Origin of the sequence: Actinacidiphila glaucinigra (genome assembly GCF_900188405.1) — a bacterium.
Lineage (GTDB): Bacteria > Actinomycetota > Actinomycetes > Streptomycetales > Streptomycetaceae > Actinacidiphila > Actinacidiphila glaucinigra.
Map to the genome: position 1 here is coordinate 34572 of NZ_FZOF01000037.1, position 23149 is coordinate 57720.

16 protein-coding genes are annotated in these 23149 nt (G+C 71.7%); 5 read left to right on the forward strand and 11 right to left on the reverse strand.

Going from position 1 to position 23149, the window contains the following annotated elements; all coding sequences use genetic code 11:
* Nucleotides 1–4 precede the first annotated feature (4 nt).
* Nucleotides 5–1528: a hypothetical protein gene (locus tag CHF15_RS39680; RefSeq protein WP_089228806.1), complete on the forward strand. Its 1524-nt coding sequence runs from the start codon at nt 5–7 to the stop codon at nt 1526–1528.
* Between the two features lie 73 nt (nt 1529–1601).
* Here CHF15_RS39680 and CHF15_RS39685 read toward each other — a convergent pair whose 3' ends face one another.
* Nucleotides 1602–6530, reverse strand: a complete 4929-nt coding sequence (locus tag CHF15_RS39685) for an NAD-glutamate dehydrogenase (protein WP_089228807.1) — start codon at nt 6528–6530, stop codon at nt 1602–1604.
* A gap of 319 nt (nt 6531–6849) precedes the next feature.
* Here CHF15_RS39685 and CHF15_RS39690 point away from each other — a divergent pair, with 319 nt between their 5' ends.
* Entirely contained in the window at nt 6850–7416 is a 567-nt protein-coding gene (locus tag CHF15_RS39690) for a DJ-1/PfpI family protein (protein WP_089228808.1), read from the forward strand.
* A gap of 104 nt (nt 7417–7520) precedes the next feature.
* Here CHF15_RS39690 and CHF15_RS39695 read toward each other — a convergent pair whose 3' ends face one another.
* Nucleotides 7521–8177: an HAD family hydrolase gene (locus tag CHF15_RS39695; protein ID WP_089228809.1), complete on the reverse strand. Its 657-nt coding sequence runs from the start codon at nt 8175–8177 to the stop codon at nt 7521–7523.
* Nucleotides 8178–8258: 81 nt separating this feature from the next.
* A complete protein-coding gene (locus CHF15_RS39700; RefSeq protein WP_089228810.1) occupies nt 8259–8765 on the reverse strand; it encodes a DUF6912 family protein in 507 nt (168 codons plus the stop codon).
* A gap of 156 nt (nt 8766–8921) precedes the next feature.
* On the opposite strand from CHF15_RS39700, the gene CHF15_RS39705 reads away from it, so the two are divergent.
* Nucleotides 8922–9368: an Rv3235 family protein gene (locus CHF15_RS39705; protein WP_089228811.1), complete on the forward strand. Its 447-nt coding sequence runs from the start codon at nt 8922–8924 to the stop codon at nt 9366–9368.
* A gap of 98 nt (nt 9369–9466) precedes the next feature.
* Here the strand turns inward: CHF15_RS39705 and secA are convergent, their stop codons facing one another.
* On the reverse strand, nt 9467–12259 hold the full coding sequence (gene secA, locus CHF15_RS39710; protein ID WP_089228812.1) for a preprotein translocase subunit SecA: 2793 nt from the start codon (nt 12257–12259) through the stop codon (nt 9467–9469).
* Between the two features lie 207 nt (nt 12260–12466).
* Between secA and CHF15_RS39715 the strand changes: the two genes are divergently transcribed.
* Both CHF15_RS39715 and CHF15_RS39720 read left to right on the forward strand, forming a co-directional pair.
* Entirely contained in the window at nt 12467–13057 is a 591-nt protein-coding gene (locus CHF15_RS39715; protein ID WP_089228813.1) for a GNAT family N-acetyltransferase, read from the forward strand.
* Between the two features lie 85 nt (nt 13058–13142).
* Nucleotides 13143–14312 (forward strand): winged helix-turn-helix domain-containing protein, encoded by a 1170-nt coding sequence (locus CHF15_RS39720; RefSeq protein WP_089228814.1) that lies wholly within the window; start codon nt 13143–13145, stop codon nt 14310–14312.
* A gap of 27 nt (nt 14313–14339) precedes the next feature.
* Here the strand turns inward: CHF15_RS39720 and CHF15_RS39725 are convergent, their stop codons facing one another.
* The 7 genes from CHF15_RS39725 to mtnA form a co-directional block, all read right to left on the reverse strand.
* A complete protein-coding gene (locus CHF15_RS39725) occupies nt 14340–15092 on the reverse strand; it encodes a response regulator (protein WP_018564114.1) in 753 nt (250 codons plus the stop codon).
* 183 nt (nt 15093–15275) lie between these two features.
* Nucleotides 15276–15959 (reverse strand): ribosome hibernation-promoting factor, HPF/YfiA family, encoded by a 684-nt coding sequence (hpf, locus tag CHF15_RS39730; RefSeq protein WP_089228815.1) that lies wholly within the window; start codon nt 15957–15959, stop codon nt 15276–15278.
* A 295-nt stretch (nt 15960–16254) separates the two neighbouring features.
* A complete protein-coding gene (locus CHF15_RS39735; RefSeq protein WP_322975719.1) occupies nt 16255–17211 on the reverse strand; it encodes a ComF family protein in 957 nt (318 codons plus the stop codon).
* 235 nt (nt 17212–17446) lie between these two features.
* Nucleotides 17447–19231: an LpqB family beta-propeller domain-containing protein gene (locus CHF15_RS39740; RefSeq protein ID WP_245939311.1), complete on the reverse strand. Its 1785-nt coding sequence runs from the start codon at nt 19229–19231 to the stop codon at nt 17447–17449.
* Between the two features lie 44 nt (nt 19232–19275).
* The gene (mtrB, locus tag CHF15_RS39745; protein ID WP_179280185.1) at nt 19276–21234 is read right to left on the reverse strand and encodes an MtrAB system histidine kinase MtrB; all 1959 of its coding nucleotides are present in this window, start codon (nt 21232–21234) and stop codon (nt 19276–19278) included.
* Nucleotides 21235–21262: 28 nt separating this feature from the next.
* Nucleotides 21263–21952, reverse strand: coding sequence for a two-component system response regulator MtrA (mtrA, locus tag CHF15_RS39750; protein ID WP_078620260.1), 690 nt, complete (start codon nt 21950–21952; stop codon nt 21263–21265).
* The gene (gene mtnA, locus CHF15_RS39755) at nt 21949–23085 is read right to left on the reverse strand and encodes an S-methyl-5-thioribose-1-phosphate isomerase (protein WP_089228818.1); all 1137 of its coding nucleotides are present in this window, start codon (nt 23083–23085) and stop codon (nt 21949–21951) included. Before mtnA ends, mtrA begins: the two co-directional genes overlap by 4 nt.
* Nucleotides 23086–23149: the final 64 nt, after the last annotated feature.

Below are 23149 nucleotides of genomic sequence, written 5' to 3' on the forward strand. Positions count from 1 at the left end.
TGCGGTGACCGGCGTGCTGACCCAGCGGGACTGGCGGACCCAAGCGTACGAGCTGCGGGACGCGCGCCGGCCCACGCCGTACCTGATCCTCGGCACCCTCTTCTGGGCGGTGGTGGCCTACCGCACCTGGCAGTCCCCCCTCGCCTCCGACTTCGGGCAGCACGCCGCCGCGATCGAGCGGATCGCCGCCGACTGGCTGCACCCGGCCAACCCGCTGCTCGACGTGCCGGGCACCGGCAGCCCCTACTTCACCCCGTACACCGTGGTGCTGGGGCTGCTGTCGAAGGTGACCGGCGTACCGGGCTGGCAGCTGCTCAAGGGGTGCGGCCCGGTCAACCTGGCGCTGATCGTCACCGGCATCGGCGCCTTCACCCGGGTGCTGAGCCGCCGGCGCTGGGCGCCGGTGCTGGCGCTGGCCGCGTTCGTCCTGCTGTGGGGGCCGCAGCACAAGGAGTGGAGCGGCTTCCTCGGCCTGCAGTCGATGATCAGGGGGCTGACCTACCCCAGCGCCTTCGCCGTCGGCGTGACGTTCTGGGTGTGGGCGCTCACCGCGCGGGCGGCCCGGCGCGGCGTCGCCGGGGCCTGGCTGCACGCCTGGCTCGGGCTGCTCATCGGGACCGTGCTGCTGGTGCACCCCTTCACGGCGATGGGCACCGTCATCGGCGTGCTCGCCATCGTCATCGGCATGCAGCGCATGCCGGTCGCCGCCGGAGTCCTCGGCCGCTGGGCGCTGACCGGCGCGGTCGCCTTCGCCGTCGCCGCCTGGTGGCCCTACTTCAGCCTCTCCGCACTGCTCGGCGACCCCACCGTCGACGACGTCCACCGGCGGCTGTACGCCAACCTGTGGCAGTGGTACGGCCTGGCCCTGGCCGGGCTGCCGGCACTGCTGTGCCGGCTGCGGGCGAACCGCTTCGACCCGCTGGTGCTGATGTTCGCCGCGGACTGCGCCGTCGCCGCGTACGGCTGGCTCAGCGGCTCCTACTCCTTCGGGCGGATCTTCGGGCTGCTGCTGGTGCCGCTGCAGTTCGCGCTGGCGATCGAGCTGGCCGAGGCCCCGCCGTGGACCGGGCTGCGCCGCGTACTGGCGCCGCTGGCGGCGGTCGCGGCCTGCGCGGGACTGCTGGCGCAGGCGGGCGCGGTCGTCCCGGCGCGCTACGTGCCGCCCGCGCTGCACCTGCAGCGGCTGAGCAACTGGCCCGGCTACCTGTGGGCGCGGGAGCACATCGCCGTCGGCGACGTGCTCCTGACCGACGGGTACAACCCCAAGCACGTCATGCCCGCCTACGGCGCGTTCCTCGTCTCACCGACCTGGCCCGACCCGTCGACCACGGCCGCCGACCGCGAGCGCCGCGAGGCCGACGTACGCGCCTACCTGGCCCCCGCGACGCCCGTGGAGCAGCGCCTGGACATCGCCCGCCGCTACCACGTGAAGTGGGTGATGACCGAGCCCGGCGAGCCGTCCCCGCCGGGGGGCGTCCAGGTCGCCCAGGGACCGCGCACCGGTGAGCGGCTGTACCGGGTCGGCTGAGCCCTTCCACGCGGCAGGGGCCGGGGAGCGGTGCTCCCCGGCCCCTGCCGTCGTCCTGCCGCGGTCGTACGCGTCAGCGGCGGGCGCGCAGCAGCGAGCGGATCGTCCGCATCGCCACCGACAGGTTCGCCAGGTCGAAGCTCTCCGAGCCCTGGATCTCGTCCAGGGTCGTCCTGGCACGCCCGATCAGCGCGCTGTTGGACTCCTCCCACGCCTGGTAGCGCTGCTCCGGGGTGGAGGAGCCGTTGCCGACGGACAGCACGTCCTGGGTGAGCGCCGCGTGCGCCGCGAACAGGTCCTCGCGGATCGACGCACGGGCCATGGAGTGCCAGCGGTCGGCGCGCGGCAGCTCGATGATCCGGTCGAGCAGCTGCGTGATCTGCAGCCGGTCGGCGAGGTCGTAGTAGACCTCGGCGACCGACAGCGGGTCCTTGCCGGTCCGGTCGGCGACGTCGACGATGTCGAGCGTCGGGAAGGCCGAGGAGAGCCCGGCGACCCTCGTCGCCAGCTCCTCCGGCACGCCCGCGCCGGTCAGCTCGTCGTGGATCGACTCGTACCACTCCAGATCCGCGCCGCGCAGCAGCTTCGGCAGCACCGCCCACACCGTGGCGACGCCCTCGCGGAAGAAGTCGATCGTCTCGGCGATCGCCAGCGGCTGCGGCCGGTTGTTCAGCAGCCAGCGGGTGCCCCGCTCGACCAGCCGCCGCGAGTGCAGCCGGATCCGGGTCTGGACGTCGGCCGGGACGACCGTGTCCAGCGCCTCCACCTCGTCCCAGATGCCGCCCAGGGCGAAGATGGCGCGCGCCGCGGTGTGCGCCCGCACGATCTCCTCGGTGGTGGCCCCGATCTCCTCCTTGAAGCGGTGCAGGAAGGTGGTGCCGCCGGTGTTGACGGTGTCGTTGACCAGCACCGTCGTCACGATCTCGCGCCGCAGCGCGTGCCCGTCGATCTGCCCCTGGAACCGCTCGTGCAGCGCCTTGGGGAAGTACGCGTCGAGCAGCTGCCGCAGGTACGGGTCGTCGGGCAGGCCGGTGCCGAGCAGCTCCTCCGCCACGGTGATCTTCGTGTAGGCGAGGAGGACCGCCATCTCCGGCAGGGTCAGGCCGTGACCGGCGTTCAGCCGCTCGCGGATCTGCCGGTCGGAGGGCAGGAACTCCAGGGCCCGGTCCAGCTTGCCCTCGCGGACCAGCTTGCGCAGGTAGCGCTGGTGGGCGTGGAGCAGGCTGGCGGACTGGGCCATGCCGTTGGCCAGGGCCACGTTCTGCGCGTAGTTGTTGCGCAGCACCAGGGAGCCGACCTCGTCGGTCATCTCGGCCAGCAGCGAGTTGCGCTGCTTGACCGTCAGGTCGCCCTCGGCGACGACGGCGTTGACCAGGATCTTGATGTTGACCTCGTGGTCGGAGGCGTCCACACCGGCGCTGTTGTCGATCGCGTCGGTGTTGACCCGGCCGCCGGACTGGGCGAACTCGATCCGGCCGAGCTGGGTCAGGCCCAGGTTGCCGCCCTCGCCGACGACCTTGGCGCGCAGTTCGCCGCCGTCCACGCGGATCGCGTCGTTGGCCTTGTCGCCGACGTCCGGGTGGGTCTCGGTGGCGGCCTTCACATAGGTGCCGATGCCGCCGTTCCACAGCAGGTCCACCGGGGCCTTGAGGATCGCCTTCATCAGGTCGGCCGGGGTCATCTTCGCCACCGGCTGATCGATGCCGAGCGCCTTGCGGATCTGCGGGGTGAGCGCGATCGCCTTGGCGCTGCGCGGGAAGACCCCGCCGCCGTGCGAGATCAGCTTGGTGTCGTAGTCCGCCCACGAGGAGCGCGGCAGCTCGAACATCCGGCGGCGCTCGGCGTACGAGGTCGCCGCGTCCGGCACGGGGTCGATGAAGATGTGCCGGTGGTCGAAGGCGGCCACCAGCCGGATGTGCTCGCTGAGCAGCATGCCGTTGCCGAAGACGTCACCGGACATGTCGCCGACGCCGACGACGGTGAAGTCCTCGCTCTGGGTGTCGTGGCCCATCTCGCGGAAGTGCCGCTTGACCGACTCCCACGCGCCGCGGGCGGTGATCCCCATCTTCTTGTGGTCGTAGCCGACCGAGCCGCCGGAGGCGAAGGCGTCGCCGAGCCAGAAGCCGTAGGAGGTGGCGACCTCGTTGGCGATGTCCGAGAAGGACGCGGTGCCCTTGTCCGCGGCGACCACCAGGTAGGTGTCGTCGCCGTCGTGGCGGACCACGTCGGCCGGCGGCACGACCTGCCCGCCGACCAGGTTGTCGGTGACGTCGAGCAGCCCGGAGATGAACGTCTTGTAGGACGCGATGCCCTCCGCCAGCCACGCCTCGCGGTCGGCCGACGGGTCCGGCAGCTGCTTGGCGACGAAGCCGCCCTTGGCGCCGACCGGCACGATGACGGTGTTCTTCACCATCTGCGCCTTGACCAGGCCGAGGATCTCGGTGCGGAAGTCCTCGCGCCGGTCGGACCAGCGCAGCCCGCCGCGGGCGACCTTGCCGAAGCGCAGGTGCACGCCCTCCACGCGCGGCGAGTACACCCAGATCTCGTACGCCGGGCGCGGCGCGGGCAGGTCCGGGATCGCCTGCGGGTCGAACTTCATCGACACGTAGGAGTGCGGCTTGCCGCCGCCGGCGCGCTGGAAGTAGTTGGTGCGCAGCGTCGCCTTGATCAGGGTCAGGAAGGAGCGCAGGATGCGGTCCTCGTCCAGGCTGGCCACCTGCTCCAGGGCGGCGTCCACCTCCTCCAGCAGGGCGTCGGTCAGCTCGCTGCCGGCCCGCTGGTGGTCCGGGGAGAGCCGGGCCTGGAAGAGGTTGACCAGCAGCCGGGTGGTGTGGACGTTGTTGCGGAGGGTGTCCTCCATGTAGTCCTGGGAGAAGGCCGTGCCGGCCTGCCGCAGGTACTTGGCGTACGCCCGCAGCACCATCGCCTGGCGCCAGGTCAGCCCGGCGCGCAGCACCAGGGAGTTGAAGCCGTCGTTCTCGGCCTGCCCGGTCCAGGTCGCGGTGAAGGCGTCCTGGAAGCGCTCACGGGCGTCGTCGCCGAGGTCGCCCAGCGAGGGGTCGATGCGCAGCCCGAAGTCGTAGATCCAGGCGCGGGTGCCGTCGGCGCGGCGCATCTCGTACGGGCGCTCGTCGATGACCTCGACACCCAGGCGCTGCAGCACGGGCAGCACCGCGGACAGCGAGACGGGGGCGCCGGTGCGGTAGATCTTGAAGCGGCGCTCGTCGGGGGCGGCGCCGACCGGCTCGTACAGGCTGAGGCAGAAGTCCTCGCCGTTGAGCCGCTCCAGGTGCTGCAGGTCCGCGACGGCCGCGCGGGGCGTGAAGTCGGCGCGGTAGCCGTCGGGGAAGGCGTGCGTGTAGCGGCGGGTCAGCTCGGCCGCGCGCTCCTCGCCGCACTCGGAGGTCAGCGCCTCGGCGAAGCCGTCCGCCCAGGAGCGGGCGGCGTCGGCGAGCCGGTTCTCGACCCGCTCGATGTCGCGCTCGGTCAGGTGCGGCAGCGCGGTGCCGGACGCGACGCGGACCACGAAGTGCAGCCGGGAGAGCACCGACTCGGTGTTCCAGGCGGTGAAGTCGGCGGTGACGCCGTTCAGCTCCTCCTTGAGGATGTCCGTCAGCCGCAGCCGCACGCCCGTGGTGTAGCGGTCGCGGGGCAGGTAGACCAGCGCCGAGAAGTAGCGGCCGTACTCGTCCTGGCGCAGGAACAGCCGCAGCCGGCGGCGCTCCTGCAGGTAGAGCACGCTGGTGACGATCTCGCGCAGCTCGTCCGGCCCGGTCTGGAACAGCTCGTCGCGCGGGTAGGTCTCCAGGATCTGCAGCAGGTCGCGGCCGTCGTGGCTGTCCGGCGAGAAGCCCGCGCCGTCCAGCACCTCCTGCACCTTGCGGCGGATCACCGGCACGCGGCGCACGGACTCGGTGTAGGCGGCCGAGGAGAACAGGCCCAGGAAGCGGCGCTCGCCGACGACGTTGCCGTCGGCGTCGAACTTCTTCACCCCGATGTAGTCGAGGTAGGACGGGCGGTGCACGGTGGCACGGCTGTTGGCCTTGGTGAGGATCAGCAGTTTGTGCTCGCGGGCCTTCTTGCGGGCGTCCGCGGGCAGCCGGTTGAAGGACGGCGAGACCGCGTGGCCGCTCTCGGACTCCTCCACATTGTGCTGCGGGTCGGAGCGCAGGATGCCGAGCCCGGTGCCGGGGACGGCGGTGAGCACGTCCTCCTCGCCCTCGGGGGTGGTCTCCGTGGTCAGCGCGTACTCACGGTAGCCGAGGAAGGTGAAGTGGTCCTCGGAGAGCCAGCGCAGCAGCTCCCAGGCCTCGCCGACCTCCTGCTCGGGCAGCGCGGGCGGGGTCGCGGCGAGCTCGTCGGCGATGCGCAGCGCGGCGTCGCGCATCTTCTGCCAGTCCTCGACGGTCTCCCGGACGTCCGACAGGACCCGGCGCAGGTCCGTGGTGATCTGCTTCAGGTCCTCGCGGTCGGTCTCGCGGTCGATCTCCACGTGGATCCAGGACTCGACGAGCACGTCGTGCGGCACACCGGAGGTGTCGCCGGGCGCGGCGTCCAGCACCTCCAGCAGCTTCCCGGTCACGTCACGGCGCACCAGCATCTGCGGGTGGACGACGACGTGGATCGCGCGGTCCTGCCGGGACAGCTCGTTGGTGACGGAGTCGACCAGGAACGGCATGTCGTCGGTGACCACCTCGACGACAGTGTGGCTGCACGTCCAGCCGTTCTCCTCCACCGAGGGGGTGTGCACGCGGACGTTGGCCGTCCCCTGCGGGCGCACCTCGGCGAGACGGTGGTGGGACACGGCGGCGCCGAAGACGTCCACCGGGTCGCGGTCGAGCAGGTCCTCCGGGGCGCTGTGCAGGTAGTAGCGCTGAAGGAAGGCTCCCAGCGCCTCCTTCTCGAGGCCCTGGCCAGGTTGTCCCCCCGCCGGGCTGTTCTCAGCTACCCGGGCCGCCCGTGCGAGCAGCTCGGCCTTTGCTTCGTCCAGCTTGGTCTGCATGTCCTCATGCTCCTGTCGCGCGCCATTGCGTGACGTAGGTGATGGTGATCGATGGATCAGCGCTGATCACGCTGTAAGGCTATCGCTACGGCCGGGGGGGCTGTCAGGGGCTCTTTGTGTACAAAACCACGAACCAATCTTTGACGAACTGGACAGTCCGGCCGGGCGGGTGCAGGTTGAGGAGGGGAACGTCACGGAGATGTACCGGGACGTTCACACGACATCGGCGCGGGACGGCAGGGCAGCAGACCACAGGGCAGCGGGAGAGCACAGCACGCAGCGGACGGACAGCAGACGGCGAGAGGCGGGACACCCAGCCATGGCCACCAAGATCCTGATCGTGACCGGCGACGCGGCGGAATCGCTGGAAGTCATGTACCCGTACCAACGGCTCCTCGAAGAGGGGTACGAGGTGCACATCGCGGCCCCCAGCCGCAAGAAGCTCAGGTTCGTCGTCCACGACTTCGAGGAGGGCTTCGACACCTACACCGAGAAGCCCGGCTACACCTGGCAGGCCGACCTGTCCTTCGCGGACGTCGAACCGGGCGAGTACGCGGCCGTGGTCATCCCCGGCGGGCGCGCCCCGGAGTACCTGCGCAACGACCCGGAGCTGCGCAAGGTCCTCAAGGCGTTCTTCGACGCCGACAAGCCGGTCGCGCAGATCTGCCACGGCCCCCTGCTGACGGCCGCCGTAGGCGCCCTCAGCGGGCGCCGCGTCACCGCCTATCCGGCGCTGGAGATGGACATGGAGGCGGCAGGCGCGAGCTTCCAGGACTCCGAGGCCGTCGTCGACGGCGTCGTGGTCTCCGCGCGGGCCTGGCCGGACCACCCGGCGTGGATGCGCGAGTTCCTCACCGTGCTGCGCTCCAAGGCGCCGGTGACGTAACGGCCCTCCGCCCGGGTCCCCCGCCGGGGCCCGGGCAGCCGCGCGCCGGGGATCGGGGCGGGGATCGGGGCGGGGAGCCGGGGCCGTGGGCCGTGGGGCCGGGCTCAGGCGGCGACGAGGGCCTCGGCGGTCTCCACGGCCTGCTCCAGGGTGTCCACCACGGGCACTCCCGCGGTCTCCAGACTGGCCCGGCTGTGCGAGCCGCCGGTGTAGAGCACCGCCATGGCCCCGACGTGGCGGGCGGCCACGGCGTCGTCGACGGCGTCACCGATGACCACCATGCGGTCCGCCGCTATGCCCTCCATCGCCGCGACGTGCCGCGCCATCTGCTCGGACTTGCCGCTGTGGCTGCCCTGGGTGCGGCCGTCCACCCGAAGGAAGTGGTTCTCGATGCCGTGCGTGCGCAGGATCGGTATCAGCTGATCGTGGGGCGCAAGGGAGCACAGCGACTGCGTCAGCCCCTCGTAGCGGCGCCGCGCCAGGATCTCCGCCGCCCCCTCGGCGAGACCGCACGTACCGGCGAGGGTCCAGTAGTGGCGATGGAAGATGTCGTCCATCACCTCCCACTCCTCCTCGGTGGGCAGCCGGCCCATGAGCCGTTCGTAGAACAGGGGGACCGGCACGCAGTACAGCTCGCGGTAGCGCTCCAGCGTGATCCGCGGCAGCCCGATCTCGGCGAAGGAGGCGTTGGTCGCCTCGATCACCGCGTCGATGTCATGGAGCAGCGTGCCGTTCCAGTCCCACACGAGATGCGCGTTCACACCCGAAACCGTACCCAGACCCCATGTCCCCAAGGCAAGTGCCCAGGTCAAATCCGCTCGGGGCGTGTTCGCGCGGTCACCTCACGCGATGAGCGAGGTGATCTCCTGAGTGGCGTACCAGAGCAGCTCGTGGTCCTCGGCTCCGTCGACGGTGAAGCGGGCGTCGTCGTCGCCCGCGTCGGCCGCGCCAAGGGCGTCGGCGGCCGCCGTGACGTCCTGCTCGGCATCGTCGGCGTCGGCGTGGACGGCCGCCGCCCTCGTCATCGGCACGGGTGCGGCCAGCCGCACCGCGCCCAGCGCCGAGGGGTCCAGGCCGCGGTCGGGGTCGAAGGCGACGGCGCCGTCGGCGACGTCCACCGCGACCACCACGCGGCGCCTGGGCGCGTCCGGGGTGGCGGCCAGCTGGCGCAGGGAGGCCTGGGCGGCGCGCGTCAGCGCGGCGTACTCCAGTTCCTCGATGTCGTCGGAGACGTACCACTCGCGCAGGCTCGGGGTGACGGCGAAGGCGTCCAGCGGGGCGGGGCCCAGCTCACCCGCCTTGTGCGCCTCGGCCAGGCCTGGGAGGGTCGTGGGGATGTAGACGCGCATGGCGTCAGCATAAGGGCGGACCACCCCTGATAGGTGAATCCCGCACCGCCTCCCGGACATCGCGGGCCCGGCTTCCCCCGGCCGCACCCGTCCCCGTAGAACCCGGTTACCAGTCGGTAGACCACGGGGGTCCACACCATGCCTGTCCTCACAACCATGCCCGCGTCCGCTCCGGCGCCCTCATCGGCGCGGCACGTCACCGCCCTGCCACCGCACGTCTGGTTCGCCGGGCGGCTGCTGGAGGTCCTCACCGGACGGCGGCCCATCACCAGCCTCGCCGGACGGATGCGGCCCGAGGCCTACGACCGGCTCTGGGACCTGGCGGGAGCCCGCGCCGACTGGCGCTACGTCTCCCGCGGCCACCTGCCGCGGCTGCTGGGGCCGCCGCGTGTCTCCCCGGTCCTCGACGGCACGGCCGTCGAGGTCAGCGCCGTCGTCCTGCTCACCCCGCACGTCGCACGGGCCCTCGCCTTCCGGCTGGAGCGCGCGAGCCGCGGAGCCCCGGCAACGGCCCCGGCACCGGCACCGGCACCGGGACGTGAGGGGCTGGTACGCGCCGGCACCGGCACCGGCTGGCGCTGCACCGCCGTCGAGGCACACTGACCCCGTCGCAACCCGAGCCGGGAAGCGCGCGGAATACGCGCCGGGACACGCGTCGGGGCCGGACCCCATCAGGAATCCGGCCCCGGAACGCGTGAACGCTACTTCTTGCGGCGCCGGCCGCCCTTGGCCGCGCGGCGGCGCTCCGCCCGCGTCAAGCCGTCCGACTCCGCGCCCGCGTCGCTCTCGAAGTCGCCCTCGACGACACCGCCCTCGCCGTCCACCGTGGGGGCGGAGAAGTGCAGCCGGTCGGCCCGCTTCGGGGCCTCCAGGCCCTTGGCCCGGATCTCCGGACGGGCGTCCTGCTTGACCAGCGTCGGAGCCGCGTCCTGCGGGCCGCCGGCGTCCACCGGCACCTCCTCGACCTGCTGCTCGACCTGGACCTCCAGGTTGAACAGGTAGCCGACGGACTCCTCCTTGATGCCGTCCATCATGGCCTTGAACATGTCGTAGCCCTCGCGCTGGTACTCCACCAGCGGGTCGCGCTGCGCCATCGCCCGCAGGCCGATGCCCTCCTGCAGGTAGTCCATCTCGTACAGGTGCTCACGCCACTTGCGGTCCAGCACCGACAGCACCACGCGCCGCTCCAGCTCGCGCATGATCTCCGAGCCGAGCTGCTGCTCACGCCCGTCGTACTGCTCGTGGATGTCGTCCTTGGCCATCTCCGCGATGAAGTCCGCGGTGATGCCCGCCCGGTCGCCCGCGGCGTCCTCCAGGTCCTCCACGGTCACCGTGACCGGGTAGAGCTGCTTGAAGGCACCCCACAGCCGGTCCAGGTCCCAGTCCTCGGCGAAGCCCTCGGCCGTCTCGATCGCGATGTAGTCGTCGATCGTGTCGTCCATGAAGTGCTGCACCTGCTCGTGCAGGTCCTCGCCCTCCAGGACGCGGCGGCGCTCGCCGTAGATGACCTCGCGCTGCCGGTTGAGCACCTCGTCGTACTTCAGGACGTTCTTGCGGATCTCGAAGTTCTGCTGCTCGACCTGCGACTGGGCGGAGGCGATGGCGCGGGTCACCATCTTGTTCTCGATCGGCACGTCGTCGGGCACGTTGGCCATCGCCATCACGCGCTCCACCATCTGCGCCTTGAACAGGCGCATCAGGTCGTCCCCGAGGGAGAGGTAGAAGCGGGACTCGCCCGGGTCGCCCTGACGGCCGCTGCGGCCGCGCAGCTGGTTGTCGATGCGCCGCGACTCGTGACGCTCGGTGCCCAGCACGTAGAGGCCGCCGAGCTCCTTGACCTCCTCGAACTCGGCCTTGACCGCCGCCTCGGCGCGCTCCAGCGCCGCCGGCAGGGCCGCCGCCCACTCCTCGACGTGCTCCACCGGGTCCAGGCCGCGCTGCCGCAGCTCCGCCTCGGCCAGGTCGTCCGGGTTGCCGCCCAGCTTGATGTCCGTACCGCGGCCGGCCATGTTGGTGGCCACCGTGACGGCGCCCTTGCGGCCGGCCTGCGCGACGATCGAGGCCTCGCGCTCGTGCTGCTTGGCGTTCAGCACCTCGTGCGGGACGCCGCGCTTGTTCAGCTGCTGCGACAGGTACTCGGACTTCTCGACCGAGGTGGTGCCGACCAGGACCGGCTGGCCCTTCTCGTGCTTCTCGACGATGTCGTCGACGACCGCGGCGAACTTCGCCTCCTCGGTGCGGTAGATCAGGTCCGCCCGGTCCTTGCGCTGCACGGACCGGTTGGTCGGGATCGGGACCACGCCGAGCTTGTAGATCTGGTGGAACTCCGCGGCCTCGGTCATCGCCGTACCGGTCATGCCCGAGAGCTTGGAGTACAGGCGGAAGAAGTTCTGGAGGGTGATCGTGGCGAGCGTCTGGTTCTCGTCCTTGATGTCCACCCCCTCCTTCGCCTCGATCGCCTGGTGCATGCCCTCGTTGTAGCGGCGGCCGGCCAGGATACGGCCGGTGTGCTCGTCGACGATCATGACTTCGCCGTCCATGACGACGTAGTCCTTGTCCTTCTTGTAGAGCTCCTTGGCCTTGATGGCGTTGTTCAGGTAGCCCACCAGCGGGGTGTTCACCGACTCGTAGAGGTTGTCGATGCCCAGCCAGTCCTCGACCTTGGACACGCCGGCCTCGTGGATGGCGACGGTGCGCTTCTTCTCGTCGAAGTCGTAGTCACCGGTCTCGGCCTTGCCCATGCTGCCGGCCTCGCCCGCCTTCAGGCGAGTCACCAGGCGGGCGAAGTCCGAGTACCACTTCGTGGCCTGGTCCGCCGGTCCCGAGATGATCAGCGGGGTGCGGGCCTCGTCGATGAGGATCGAGTCCACCTCGTCCACAACCGCGAAGTTGTGGCCGCGCTGCACCAGTTCTTCCTTCGACCACGCCATGTTGTCGCGCAGGTAGTCGAAGCCGAACTCGTTGTTGGTGCCGTAGGTGATGTCGCAGGCGTACTGCTCGCGGCGCTGCGCCGGGGTCATGTTCGCCAGGATGCAACCGACGTCCAGGCCCAGGAAGCGGTGCACCCGGCCCATCCACTCCGAGTCGCGCTCGGCGAGGTAGTCGTTGGTGGTGATCAGGTGCACGCCCTTGCCGGACAGCGCGTTCAGATAGGTCGGCAGCGTACCGACCAGGGTCTTGCCCTCGCCGGTGCGCATCTCGGCGACATAACCGAGGTGCAGTGCCGCACCACCCATGATCTGGACGTCGTAGTGCCGCTGACCCAGGACGCGCTTGGCTGCCTCGCGGACGGTGGCGAACGCCTCGGGGAGCAGGTCGTCCAGGCTCTCGCCGTCGGCGTAGCGCTCCTTGTACTCGTCCGTGAGGGCCCTCAGCTCGGCGTCCGTCAGATTGACGAAGTCCTCTTCAATGGAATTGACCTGGTCCGCGATGCGGTGCAGCTTGCGCAGGATCTTGCCTTCGCCTGCACGCAGGATCTTGTTGAGGACGGACACGTAGGCTGGCTCCTTGCCGGTCGGGCCTGGCACGGTTTCTCGCGCTGGCACAGCAGGTCACACCCCGCTGCAACGGCCATCGTAAGCGAGGACCCCAGCGGGCCGGGAGGTCCGTCGCCAAGCCGGGCGGTTCTCCCTGTCGATCGCGGCCCCGATCCGGTCTTTTCCGGTCGAGACCGCACCCCCCGCTCGGGGATACTCCGACCCATGGAGCCGATAACCCTCACCACCGACCGCCTCGTCCTGCGCCCCTTCGGGCCGGACGACGCCGAGGCCGTCCGCGTCGCCTGCCAGGACCCGGAGATCCCCCGCTGGACCCCCGTGCCCTCCCCGTACACCCACGAACACGCGCAGGAGTTTGTCGCCCGGACCTGCCCCGACGGCTGGCGCGACGACACCGTCTACAACTTCGCCGTCACCACACGTGACGAGGGACGCCTGGTGGGCGCCATGGGGCTGGTGCGGCTCGCCCAGCTGAACACCGCCGAACGGCAGGCCGAACTCGGCTACTGGACCGCCAAGGAACAGCGCGGCCGCGGCCTCACCGCCGAGGCCGCCCGCGCCGTCGCCCACTGGGCCTTCGAGGAACTCGGCGTGGAGCGCCTGGAGTGGTACGCCGAGGCCGGCAACGCCGGCTCCCGCGCCGTCGCCCTCAAGACCGGATTCCGGATGGAGGGCACCATGCGCGGCAAGATCGTCCACCAGGGCACCCGCCGCGACGCGTGGATCGGCTCCCTGCTCCCCTCCGACCTCGGCCTGACCGGCGGGGCCGCCTACCTCCCGTACCAGGGCGAGTGACCGTGCCGGGTCCGCGGGCCCCCGGGACGGGGCCCGCAAACCCGGCCCGGACCGGATTGTCGGTGGCGCCTTCTAGGGTGGGCCCATGACGAAGCCCGTGGCCCTCTCCGCCGACGACGCCCGCCGGACCGCCCTGCGCGCCCAGGGCTTCCTCGGCGCCCCCGACCGCCGCGGCGGCGTCCGCGGCGTCCTGCGGCGGCTGGGCGCGGTGCAACTGGACACCATCTCCGTGCTCGCCCGCTCCCACGAGCTCATCCCGTACGCCCGCCTCGGCGCCGTCGGCCGCGCCGCCGTCGAGGACGCGTACTGGACGGAGAACCACGCCTTCGAGTACTGGTCGCACGCCGCCTGCATCCTCCCCATCGAGGAATGGCCGCACTTCTCCTTCCGCCGCCGCGCCCGGCGGGCCCGCGGCCACCGCTGGCACGTACTGCAGGACGCCGACCGCTCCACCGCCGCCGTCCTGGACCGGCTCAAGACCGACGGCCCCCTGACCTCGACCGAACTCGGCGGCGCCAAGAACGGCGGCCCCTGGTGGGACTGGTCCGAGACGAAGATCGCGGTGGAGTGGCTGCTCGACACCGGCGAGGTCGTCTGCACCCGGCGGCGCGGCTGGAAGCGCGTCTACGACCTCGCCGAGCGGGCCGTACCCGACACCCTCTTCCACGACGACATCGACGACACCGAATGCCTGCGCCGCCTGGTCGCCCAGGCCGGCGCCGCACTCGGCGTCGCCACCCGGGCCGACCTCGCCGACTACCACCGGCTCAAGGGCGAGCAGGTCGACTCGGTCATCGCCGACACCGGCCTCGTCCCCGTCCAGGTCGAGGGCTGGGGCGGCAAGCCCGCCTGGGCCGACCCCACCGCCCTGGCCGACGCCTCCCGCGGCGGCCGGCACCGCACGACCCTGCTCTCCCCCTTCGACTCCCTGATCTGGGACCGGCCCCGCACCGAGCGCGTCTTCGGCTTCACCCACCGCCTGGAGGCGTACGTCCCCAAGCCCCAGCGCATACACGGCTACTTCGCGATGCCGCTGCTGGCCGGCGGCCGGCTGGTCGGCCGCGCCGACCCGGCCCGCGAGGGAACCACTCTGATCGCCCGTCAGGTCTCACTGGAGTCCGCGCGCGCCGTCGAGCCCATGGCGCAGGCGCTGCGCGAGGCCGCCGCATGGGTCGGCTGCGAGGAGGTCCGCGTCGAACGGCTCGACGACGGCAAGCTCGCCGTAGCCCTGACCGAAGCCCTCGCAGCCTCCTGAGCGGCCGGCCCCGGCTCACGCCCCGGCTCAGCGGATCTCGAGGATCTTCTCCCGCATCGCGTACACCACGGCTTCCATCCGCGAGTGCAGCTGCAGCTTCTCCAGGATGTTCCGCACGTGGTTCTTCACCGTGTTCTCGCTGATGAAGAGTTCCTTGGCGATGTCCCGGTTGTTCATGCCCGTGGCGACCAGCTTCAGCACCTCCAGCTCACGGTCCGTCAGCCGGGGGGCGGGCACGAGCCGGCGCTCGTCCGTGCGCTGGATCATCGACTTGAACTCGGTGAGCAGCTTCGACGCCATCGACGGGCTGATCTGCGACTGGCCGTCCGCCACCGCGCGGATCGCCGTGGCCACCTCGTCCGTGGAGATCTCCTTGAGGAGGTAGCCGGTCGCCCCGGCCTTGATGGCCTCGTAGAGGTCCGCCTCCTCGTCGCTCATCGTCAGCATGATGATCTTCGCGCTGGGAGCCACCTCCTTGATGGAGGTGCACGCCTCGATACCGCCCCGCCGCGGCATCCGCACGTCCATCAGCACGATGTCCGGCAGCAGGTCCGCGGCCTTCTCCGTCGCCTCCGCGCCGTCCCCCGCCTCGCCGACGACCTGGATGTCCTCCTCCTGCGCGAGCACGATCTCCAGACCCCGGCGGAACAGGGCGTGATCGTCCACCACGAGCACCCTGATCGGCTCCTTGCGCGGCGCGCCGGCGACGCCCGTGTCCCCCGCGGCGCCCGTACCGGGCTCCGCGCCACCGGCCGGCGCGGGCTCGAAGCTGTCCGCCATCGGTTCCTCCCCCTCGGGCCGGCGCCCGTGGTAGTCACACTTTCCGTGCCAGTCCAACCGGGCGGTACCGCCCGCACATTGGCTGCCCGCCCATGATTTCATGCCCGAGCACGGCGACGCTCCCAGGCGATGGTCGTTTCCCGCCCGGGAGCGCCGCAACTGACCCCTAGTTCACCGGCTGGTTCACCGGCGGAGCGCTCCACCCGCGCCGGCCGGCGCATCCTCGACGGAGGGGTCCTCCTTGAGGTGGATGACGCCGTAGTCGTAGCCGTGCCGCCGGTAGACGACACTCGGTTGTTCCGTGTCGGAGTCGATGAACAGATAGAAGTCGTGCCCGATCAGTTCCATCTCGTAGAGGGCCTGGTCGAGCGTCATCGGTGCTGCCGCGTGCGTCTTCTCGCGAACCACCAGCGGTCCTTCACCCTGGACCTCGAGACGACCGCCGATCTTGGTGGTGGGCACGCCCGTGGAGGTCTCCCCGCCGGTCGGGGTGCCGTTGAACTCGGTCGTGGCCAGTCCGGCCGTCGCCTCCGCCACGCTCATGGGTGTCCGGCTGCCGCCGCGATGCACCCGGCGCTTGTCGGCCGCCTTGCGCAGCCGCGCCTCGAGCTTGTTCGCCGCGACGTCGAGCGCCGCGTACGGGTCGGTCGCGGCGGCCTCGGCCCGGATCACCGGGCCACGGGTGCGCAGCGTGATCTCCACCCGGTCGGAACGGTCTGCCTGCCGGGGGTTCGGTTCCTTGGACACCTCGACCTCGAGGCTCATCACCTTGCCGTCGAGCTTCTGGATCTTCTCCAGCTTCTCGTTCGCGTGCTTCCGGAACCGCTCGGGCACCTCGGTCTTGCGGCCCTTGACGACGATGTCCACGCAGAACTCCGTTCCCGGATCGCCGCGGTCTCACGGGGCGATCCCTTGCGCTGAGGCCGGCGGGCACCAGGTCCCGCCCGGCGTCGACGTTCGTTGCCGCTCCGCACGCTCGGAGGCTCCCGGGCGGCGAAGCCGCGACTCTCACCTCCTCCTCCCCCGCAAGACGGAACTTCACCCACTGAACCATGGGTGAACCACGTCTCGCGGTCCGTGAAACGGCGGCCCACAACGGGCACCGCCGCCCCTCACCACCGAACATAGACCCGCGGACCCGGGGTCGGCACCCCCAGAAGCGCTATACCTCCCTTCGGGTGAAATGCCCGTTGCGCCACCTGCGAGATCGCTCCTGACCTTCGGATTCCGTTTCCCGTTCGAGCGTCCGTTCGGGTCCGGGGTGCGGGCCTCCCCTTCCCCGGCTCACCCGGGGCGGGGCCGCCGCCCCGGGTGCCCGGCCTCGTCGGCCGTCCGGCGTGTTCCGGCCGCCCCGGACGCCCAGGCCGCCCAGGCCGCCCCGGTCCGCCGTGGGGTGGCGCAGCGGCGCCGGGCCGCCGACGACCGCCGCGGCCAGGACCCGGCCTCCGGCTTCCTCGACGGCGCGGGCCGCGGCGGCGAGCGAGGCGCCGGTGGTCATCAGGTCGTCCACCAGCACCACTGGGGCGGTGCTCAGGAGGCGATCGGCGCCGCGGACGGCGGTGAGTGCGCCGGAGAGGTTCGCGGGCCTGTCGCGGGCGCCGAGGCCCGACTGGTCGGACACCACGCGGCGCTGCCGCAGCACCGCGGCCGCCCGGACGGTCAGCCCGTCGCGCCGCAGGTCCGTGGCGGCGGCGAGGGCGAGGCGGCGGGTCGCGTCGTGGCCGCGGGCGGCGACCGCCCGCCGGGAGGAGGGGACGGGGACGAGGAGGAACGGGGGGAGGGTGGGCGGGGTGAGGGTGAGGCCGGCTTCCCGGGGCCGCGTCTCGGGGGCCCCACCCCCTCCCCCTCCCCGCACCGCGGCGTAGACCGCGCCCGCCAGGGCCTCGCCCAGCGGCCGGGCCAGGCCCAGCGCGCCGCGCTCCTTGTGCGCCAAGAGCACCGCGCGCGGCTGGTCCGCGTAGACGGTCGCCGCCCACACGGCGGGCAGCCCTTCGGGCGGCGCGTCCGGCCGGACTTCGCGCGCCCCCGGCTCGTGCAGCGCCGCGCCGCACTCCTCGCACAGCACGGTCCGCGGCGCTCCGCACCCCGCGCACTCGGCCGGCAGCAGCAGCCCCGACACCTCCCGCCACCATGACCGCACTGCGCGGCCGCCCCGTAGGCCCCGCTGTCCCCGTGCTCCCCGCATGACTCAACGATGCCGGGAGCGGGCGATCGCCACCAGCCCCGTCCCCAGCCTGTGGATAACTTTCCCCGCCCCACGATCGCAGCCACGCTCGCCCCCGCGATCGTCCTCGGGTTCGGCGCGCGATCGCCCCACGCCACGAGAAAGCGCGTGAAGGACCGAAGGGGGGCCGTCAGCCCGGGTAGACGGGCGAGCCGGCCTTCGGCGCGACTTCCTTCCAGTTGGAGTCGGACGGCAGCCGGAAGACGCCGCCGTCGAGCTCCGCGAGCAGCGGTTTGTCCTGCCGCTCCGAGGCCGCCACCGACACCACGCCGCTGATGCCCGGCAGGCTCGACGAGGACGTGCCGGAGCCGTCCGCGTCCACGTACTGGATCTGCGGCACTCCCCCGGCCTCGCGTCCCACCACGGCCAGCCGGCTGAACCCGGCCCAGGACGCCGCTATGACGTCCTCGAGTTGCGGTGCGACGCTCCGCAGCTCCGCCACCGTGATCTTCTGGTCGGCGGCCGTCCCGGTGCGCTCGATCCGCCCGAGCCGCAGGGTGGTGTGGTCGCCGTCGCGGACCAGCAGGGCGATGCGCACGCCGTCGGCCGCGACCCGCAGCGATTCGATGCGCCCGTCACCGAGATCCGGCACGTCGACGGACACCGGGCTGCCGGCGCCGTCGGGGAGCATCAGCAGCCGCGGCCGGTTGGGGTCGCGGTCGGCGATCCAGAGGTCGCCGTAGCCGTCCCAGCTGGGGGTCGTGAGGCGGTTCTTCGGGTCGGCGGCCTGGCTGCGCAGGATGACGGGGCCGAGTTGGGCGCCGGCGCTCAGGCCGGTCACGTAGAGGCTCGCGTCGTCCTCGGTGAGGGCGGCGGCGTACTGCTCGTCGCGCCGTACGGCGGCCGAGCCCACCTTGAACGTTCCCGTCCCGAGCGGGCCCGCGACCGCGGCGGGCTGGGCGGTGTTGTCCGTACCCCGGAGGCTGACGAGGTGGTGCTCCGCGTCGATGAAGTACTGCCCGTTGCTCTCCCCGACGAGCTTGTCCGGCGCGTAGTCACGGGCGTCGTCCCGCTGCAGCGTGCACAGGGTACGGCCGGAGGAGCCCTGGAGTTCGACGGAGGGCACGGGCGTGGACGACATGCCCTGGATGGTCTGGATCAGCTGGGCGGCCATCCGCTTGCATTGCGCGCCGGCGCTCCCGGGCATCCCCTTGAGCTTCACCGTCACGCGCTGGGAGTCGTCGAGTTCGACGGCCTCGGCCCGGATGCCCGGCGGGAACTCCGATCTGACGACGGGCTTCAGCCAGTCGGTGGGCCCGGCGAGCAGGGCGTTGACGGCGTTGCTCAGCGCGTTGATGCGCTTGCGCAGGTAGATCGGGTCGGCGACGAGGGCGTCACGGCTGGCGGCCGCGTCCTTGGCGCCCGGCCCGGGGGCGGCGAAGTAGAAGGTGTCCACGGAGCGGTAGAAGCGCTGGAAGTCGGCCTCGCTCAGCACCAGGCCGTCGGCGACGCCGGCGATGCGCCATTCGCCGTCCTCTTTGGTGAGGCGTATGCCGCTGCTGAAGGTGCCGTTCTCGGCGTGGTAGGCGTGCCGGTCGTCGACGGTGGCGACCTTGGCGCCGGTGAGGGTTATCTGGGTGCTGTCGCCGTCCTTGCCGTCGGCCGTCGTGCCCGGCTCCTGCAACTGGGAGAGTGCACCGGACAGGACGGTGATCCCCGATCCGGGTTTCCAGCGCTTGCCCTGGTCCTCGGTCAGGTAGAGCTTGGCGGTGGCGTAGTCGGCCTCGTCGCTGGTGGTGGCCTCGAGGAAGCCGCTGACGATCTCGCTGGGGGTCTCGCCGCCCTGCGGTTTGACGCCGAAGACCCGGACCTGGGGGTCGGTGTCGGCGTGCTTCTCACCGCCGACCTTGTGCACCTCGCCGCCGCTGGGCATGGAGGCGCAGCCCGTGAGCAGCACGAGTCCGCTCAGGAGCACGCCCGTAACGGCCGGCCTCCGGAGGCCGCCCCCCTTCGCGCGCATCAGTCGTCGTCCTCCCGCGCTTCGTCCTCTGTCGTGGGGTGGGTGACCGTGCCGCCGCCCGCGCGGTGCCCGACGACCCGTGCGCCGTTGCCGGGCAGGGCGGCGGGGTCGGCGGCAGGCGGCCGCGGCGGCGTGAACGGCATGGAGGGGATGGCGGGCGCGGCGAAGCGCGGCGCCGGGAACCCGTGGTGCGCGGGTGCCGGGGGCGTGACGGCGTCGAGCGCGGTGGCGCCCGCGGGCATGCCGCGGTGGGAGAGCGCGGTGGCGAGGTCGCGGTTGCGGCGGGAGTCCTCGGGTTCGAGGGCGATCGGTGATCCGCGCAGGCTGTCGGCGCCGGTACGGGGCAGGGTCAGCCGGAACTGGGAGCCGCCGCCGGGTTCGCCCCAGGCCTGGAGCCAGCCGCCGTGTAGGCGGGCGTCCTCCAGGGCGATGGACAGTCCGAGGCCGGTGCCGCCGGTGGTGCGGGCGCGGGCGGGGTCGGCGCGCCAGAAGCGGTTGAAGACGCGGGTGGCCTCGCCGGGCTTGAGGCCGACGCCGTAGTCGCGTACGGCGACGGCGACGGCGCCTCCGGCGGATGCCATGCGGACGTGGACGTCGTGGCCCTCGCCGTGTTCGACGGCGTTGACCACGAGGTTGCGCAGGACGCGTTCGACGCGGCGGGCGTCGGCCTCGACGGTGACGGGCTGCTCGTCGCCGTGGACGACGATGCGGCTGCCCTTGCGTTCCGCTATCGGCTCGGCGCCGTCGACGACGCGTCGTACGACGTCGCGCAGGTCGATGGGCTCGGCTTCGAGGGCGGCGGCGCCCGCGTCGAAGCGGCTGATCTCCAGGAGGTCGGAGAGCATCGACTCGAAGCGGTCGAGCTGGTTCTGCAGCAGTTCGGCGGAGCGGGACGTCGCGGGGTCGAAGTCCTCGCGGGCCTCGTGGATGACGTCGGCGGCCATGCGGACGGTGGTCAGCGGGGTGCGCAGCTCGTGCGAGACGTCCGAGACGAATCGGCGCTGCATCCGCGACAGGTCCTCCAGCTGCTGGATCTTGACCTGGAGGGTGTGGGCCATCTTGTTGAAGGACTCGCCGAGGCGGGCGATGTCGTCCTCGCCGGTGACCTTCATGCGTTCCTGGAGGTGTCCGGCGGCGAGGCGCTCGGAGATCCGGGCGGCCATGCGGACGGGTGTGACGACCTGGCGGACGACGAGCCAGGCGATGGCGCCGAGCAGGACGACGACGAAGATCCCGGCGGTGGCCAGGGTGCCCTTGACCAGGCCGAGGGTCTTCTCCTCCTGGTCGAAGGGGAAGAGGTAGTACAGCTGGAAGGGCTTGCCGTTGGGGTCGCTGAGGCGCTGGCCGACGATGAGGGCGGGCTCTCCGTCGGGGACGCTGTCGCTCTTCATCGAGGTGTAGCGCTCGAAGACGTCGGATTCCTCGTCGAGTGCCTTGCGCAGGTCCGCGGGGACGCTCTCCTCGGGCCGGACGCCGCCGGAGCCGCGGGGCGCGTGGGTGCCGGGGCTGTCGACGCCGACGCTGGTGGGCTGCTCCTGCGCGGAGCTGAGGGCGACGACGGAGTAGACGCCCTGGCCGCTGCTGGCGAGGTTCTCGACGAGGTTGTTGAGCCAGGTGGCGGTGTCGGTCTGGCTGTGCCCGTCGGCACCGGCGTCGGTGTCGCTGTTGCCGGTGACGTTGCGGGCGTTCTCCTTGGCGACGGCGAAGCCGCCGACGGCCTGGCTCTGGGCGGTCTGCCGCTTGGCGTCGAGCAGTCCGTTCTTGACCTGCCCGATGACGACGACACCGAGGAGCAGGACGACACCGAGGGACATCAGCAGGGTGGTGGCGACCACGCGCAGCTGGATGTTGCGGCGCCAGAGCCGTACGGCGGGCTGCAGGGGCCGCCGGGCCCAGCGCACGAACGAGCGGAGCACCGGCAGCAGACCCGTCAGGGGGTCCGCGTGCCGGCTCTCCATCCGCTCACGCTCGTACGCGGTGGCCACGTCAGCCTGGCCCGGCCTTGTAGCCGACGCCGCGGACGGTCACCACGATCTCGGGGCGCTCGGGGTCCCGCTCGACCTTGGAGCGCAGGCGCTGGACGTGCACGTTGACCAGGCGGGTGTCGGCCGCGTGCCGGTAACCCCAGACCTGCTCGAGCAGCACCTCGCGGGTGAAGACCTGCCAGGGCTTGCGGGCGAGGGCGACCAGCAGGTCGAACTCGAGGGGGGTCAGCGCGATGGGCTGACCGTCCCGCTTGACGGAGTGGCCGGCCACGTCGATGACCAGGTCACCGATGGTGAGCTGCTCGGGGGTGGGCTCTTCGGCCCGGCGCAGCCGGGCCCGCACGCGGGCGACGAGCTCCTTGGGCTTGAACGGCTTGATGACGTAGTCGTCGGCGCCGGATTCCAGGCCCACGACGACGTCGACCGTGTCGCTCTTCGCCGTGAGCATGACGATAGGGACCCCGGACTCGGCCCGGATCTGGCGGCATACGTCGATGCCGTCCCGTCCGGGGAGCATGAGGTCAAGGAGAACCAGATCAGGCTTGGTCTCTCGGAAGGCGGCGAGGGCCTTGTCACCGTCGGCCACGAACGACGGCTCAAAACCTTCTCCGCGCAGCACGATGCCGAGCATCTCTGCCAGTGCGGTGTCGTCGTCGACGACCAGGACGCGTCCCTTCATAGCGACCATCATCCCATTACCTGATCGTGACCTGGAGCACGAGACGGGCACAAAGCTGCCAGGGCATCGGGGGTGACCGGCGAAACCACGCCGTTTTCGGTGACTATTGCCGTTATCAGAGCCGCGGGTGTGATGTCGAACGCAGGGTTGTACGCCTGGGTACCGAGCGGCGCCACAGGGTTTCCGGTCGATTCGGTCACTTCGTGCCCGGGACGCTGCTCGATCTCGATGGACGAGCCGTCGGCGGTGCCCTGGTCGACGGTGGTGGTGGGGGCGACGACGATGAAGGGCACGTTGTGGTAGCGGGCGAGCACGGCGAGCGGATAGCTGCCGACCTTGTTGGCGACGGAGCCGTCCGCGGCGATGCGGTCGGCGCCGATGATCACGGCGTGGACGTTGCCGGCGGCGAAGAGTGAGCCGGCGGCGTTGTCGGTGAGCAGGGTGTACGCCATGCCGGAACGGGCGGCCTCGTAGGCGGTGAGGCGGGCGCCCTGGAGCAGGGGGCGCGTCTCGTCGACCCACAGGCGGCGCAGCTGGCCCTGGCGGTGGGCGGCGAGGGCGACGGCGAACGCGGTGCCTTCGCCGCCGGACACGAGCGCACCGGTGTTGCAGTGGGTGAGGATCTGGTAGCCGCCGCCGGGGAGGAGCTCGGCGAGCAGCTGGAGGCCGTGCCGGGCCATGGCGGCACTGGCCTCCTTGTCCTCGGCGTGGAGGCTGCGGGCCTCGGCCAGTGCCGCCGACGCGGCGCGTTCGGGGTCGCCGCCGGCGCTGCCGGCGAGGGCGGCCCGGTAGGCGGCGAGGGCCCGCCGTACGCCGTAGGCGAGGTTGACGGCGGTGGGCCGGGCGTGGGCGAGGGATTCGGCGGCCTCGTCCACGTCGTAGCCGCGGACGGCGGCGAGCGCGACGCCGTAGGCGCCCGCTATGCCGAGCAGCGGAGCGCCGCGCACGGCGAGGCCGCGGATGGCCTCGACGAGGGCGGGGACGTCGGTGCAGACCAGCTCCACTTCCTCGCCGGGAAGCCTGGTCTGGTCGAGGAGGACGAGGACGGGGCCCTCCGGCGGCTCCTCCCAGCGCAGCGCCGGCAGGGGCTCGTCGGGATTGCCCTTGGAATCGTTGGCCAGAGTTACCACGTGCTGATCACCCATCTGCTCAGTCTGCCGTGAACGGCAGCACGTTTTGAACGGTTGCGGTACTCCGCATCCGCAGGTA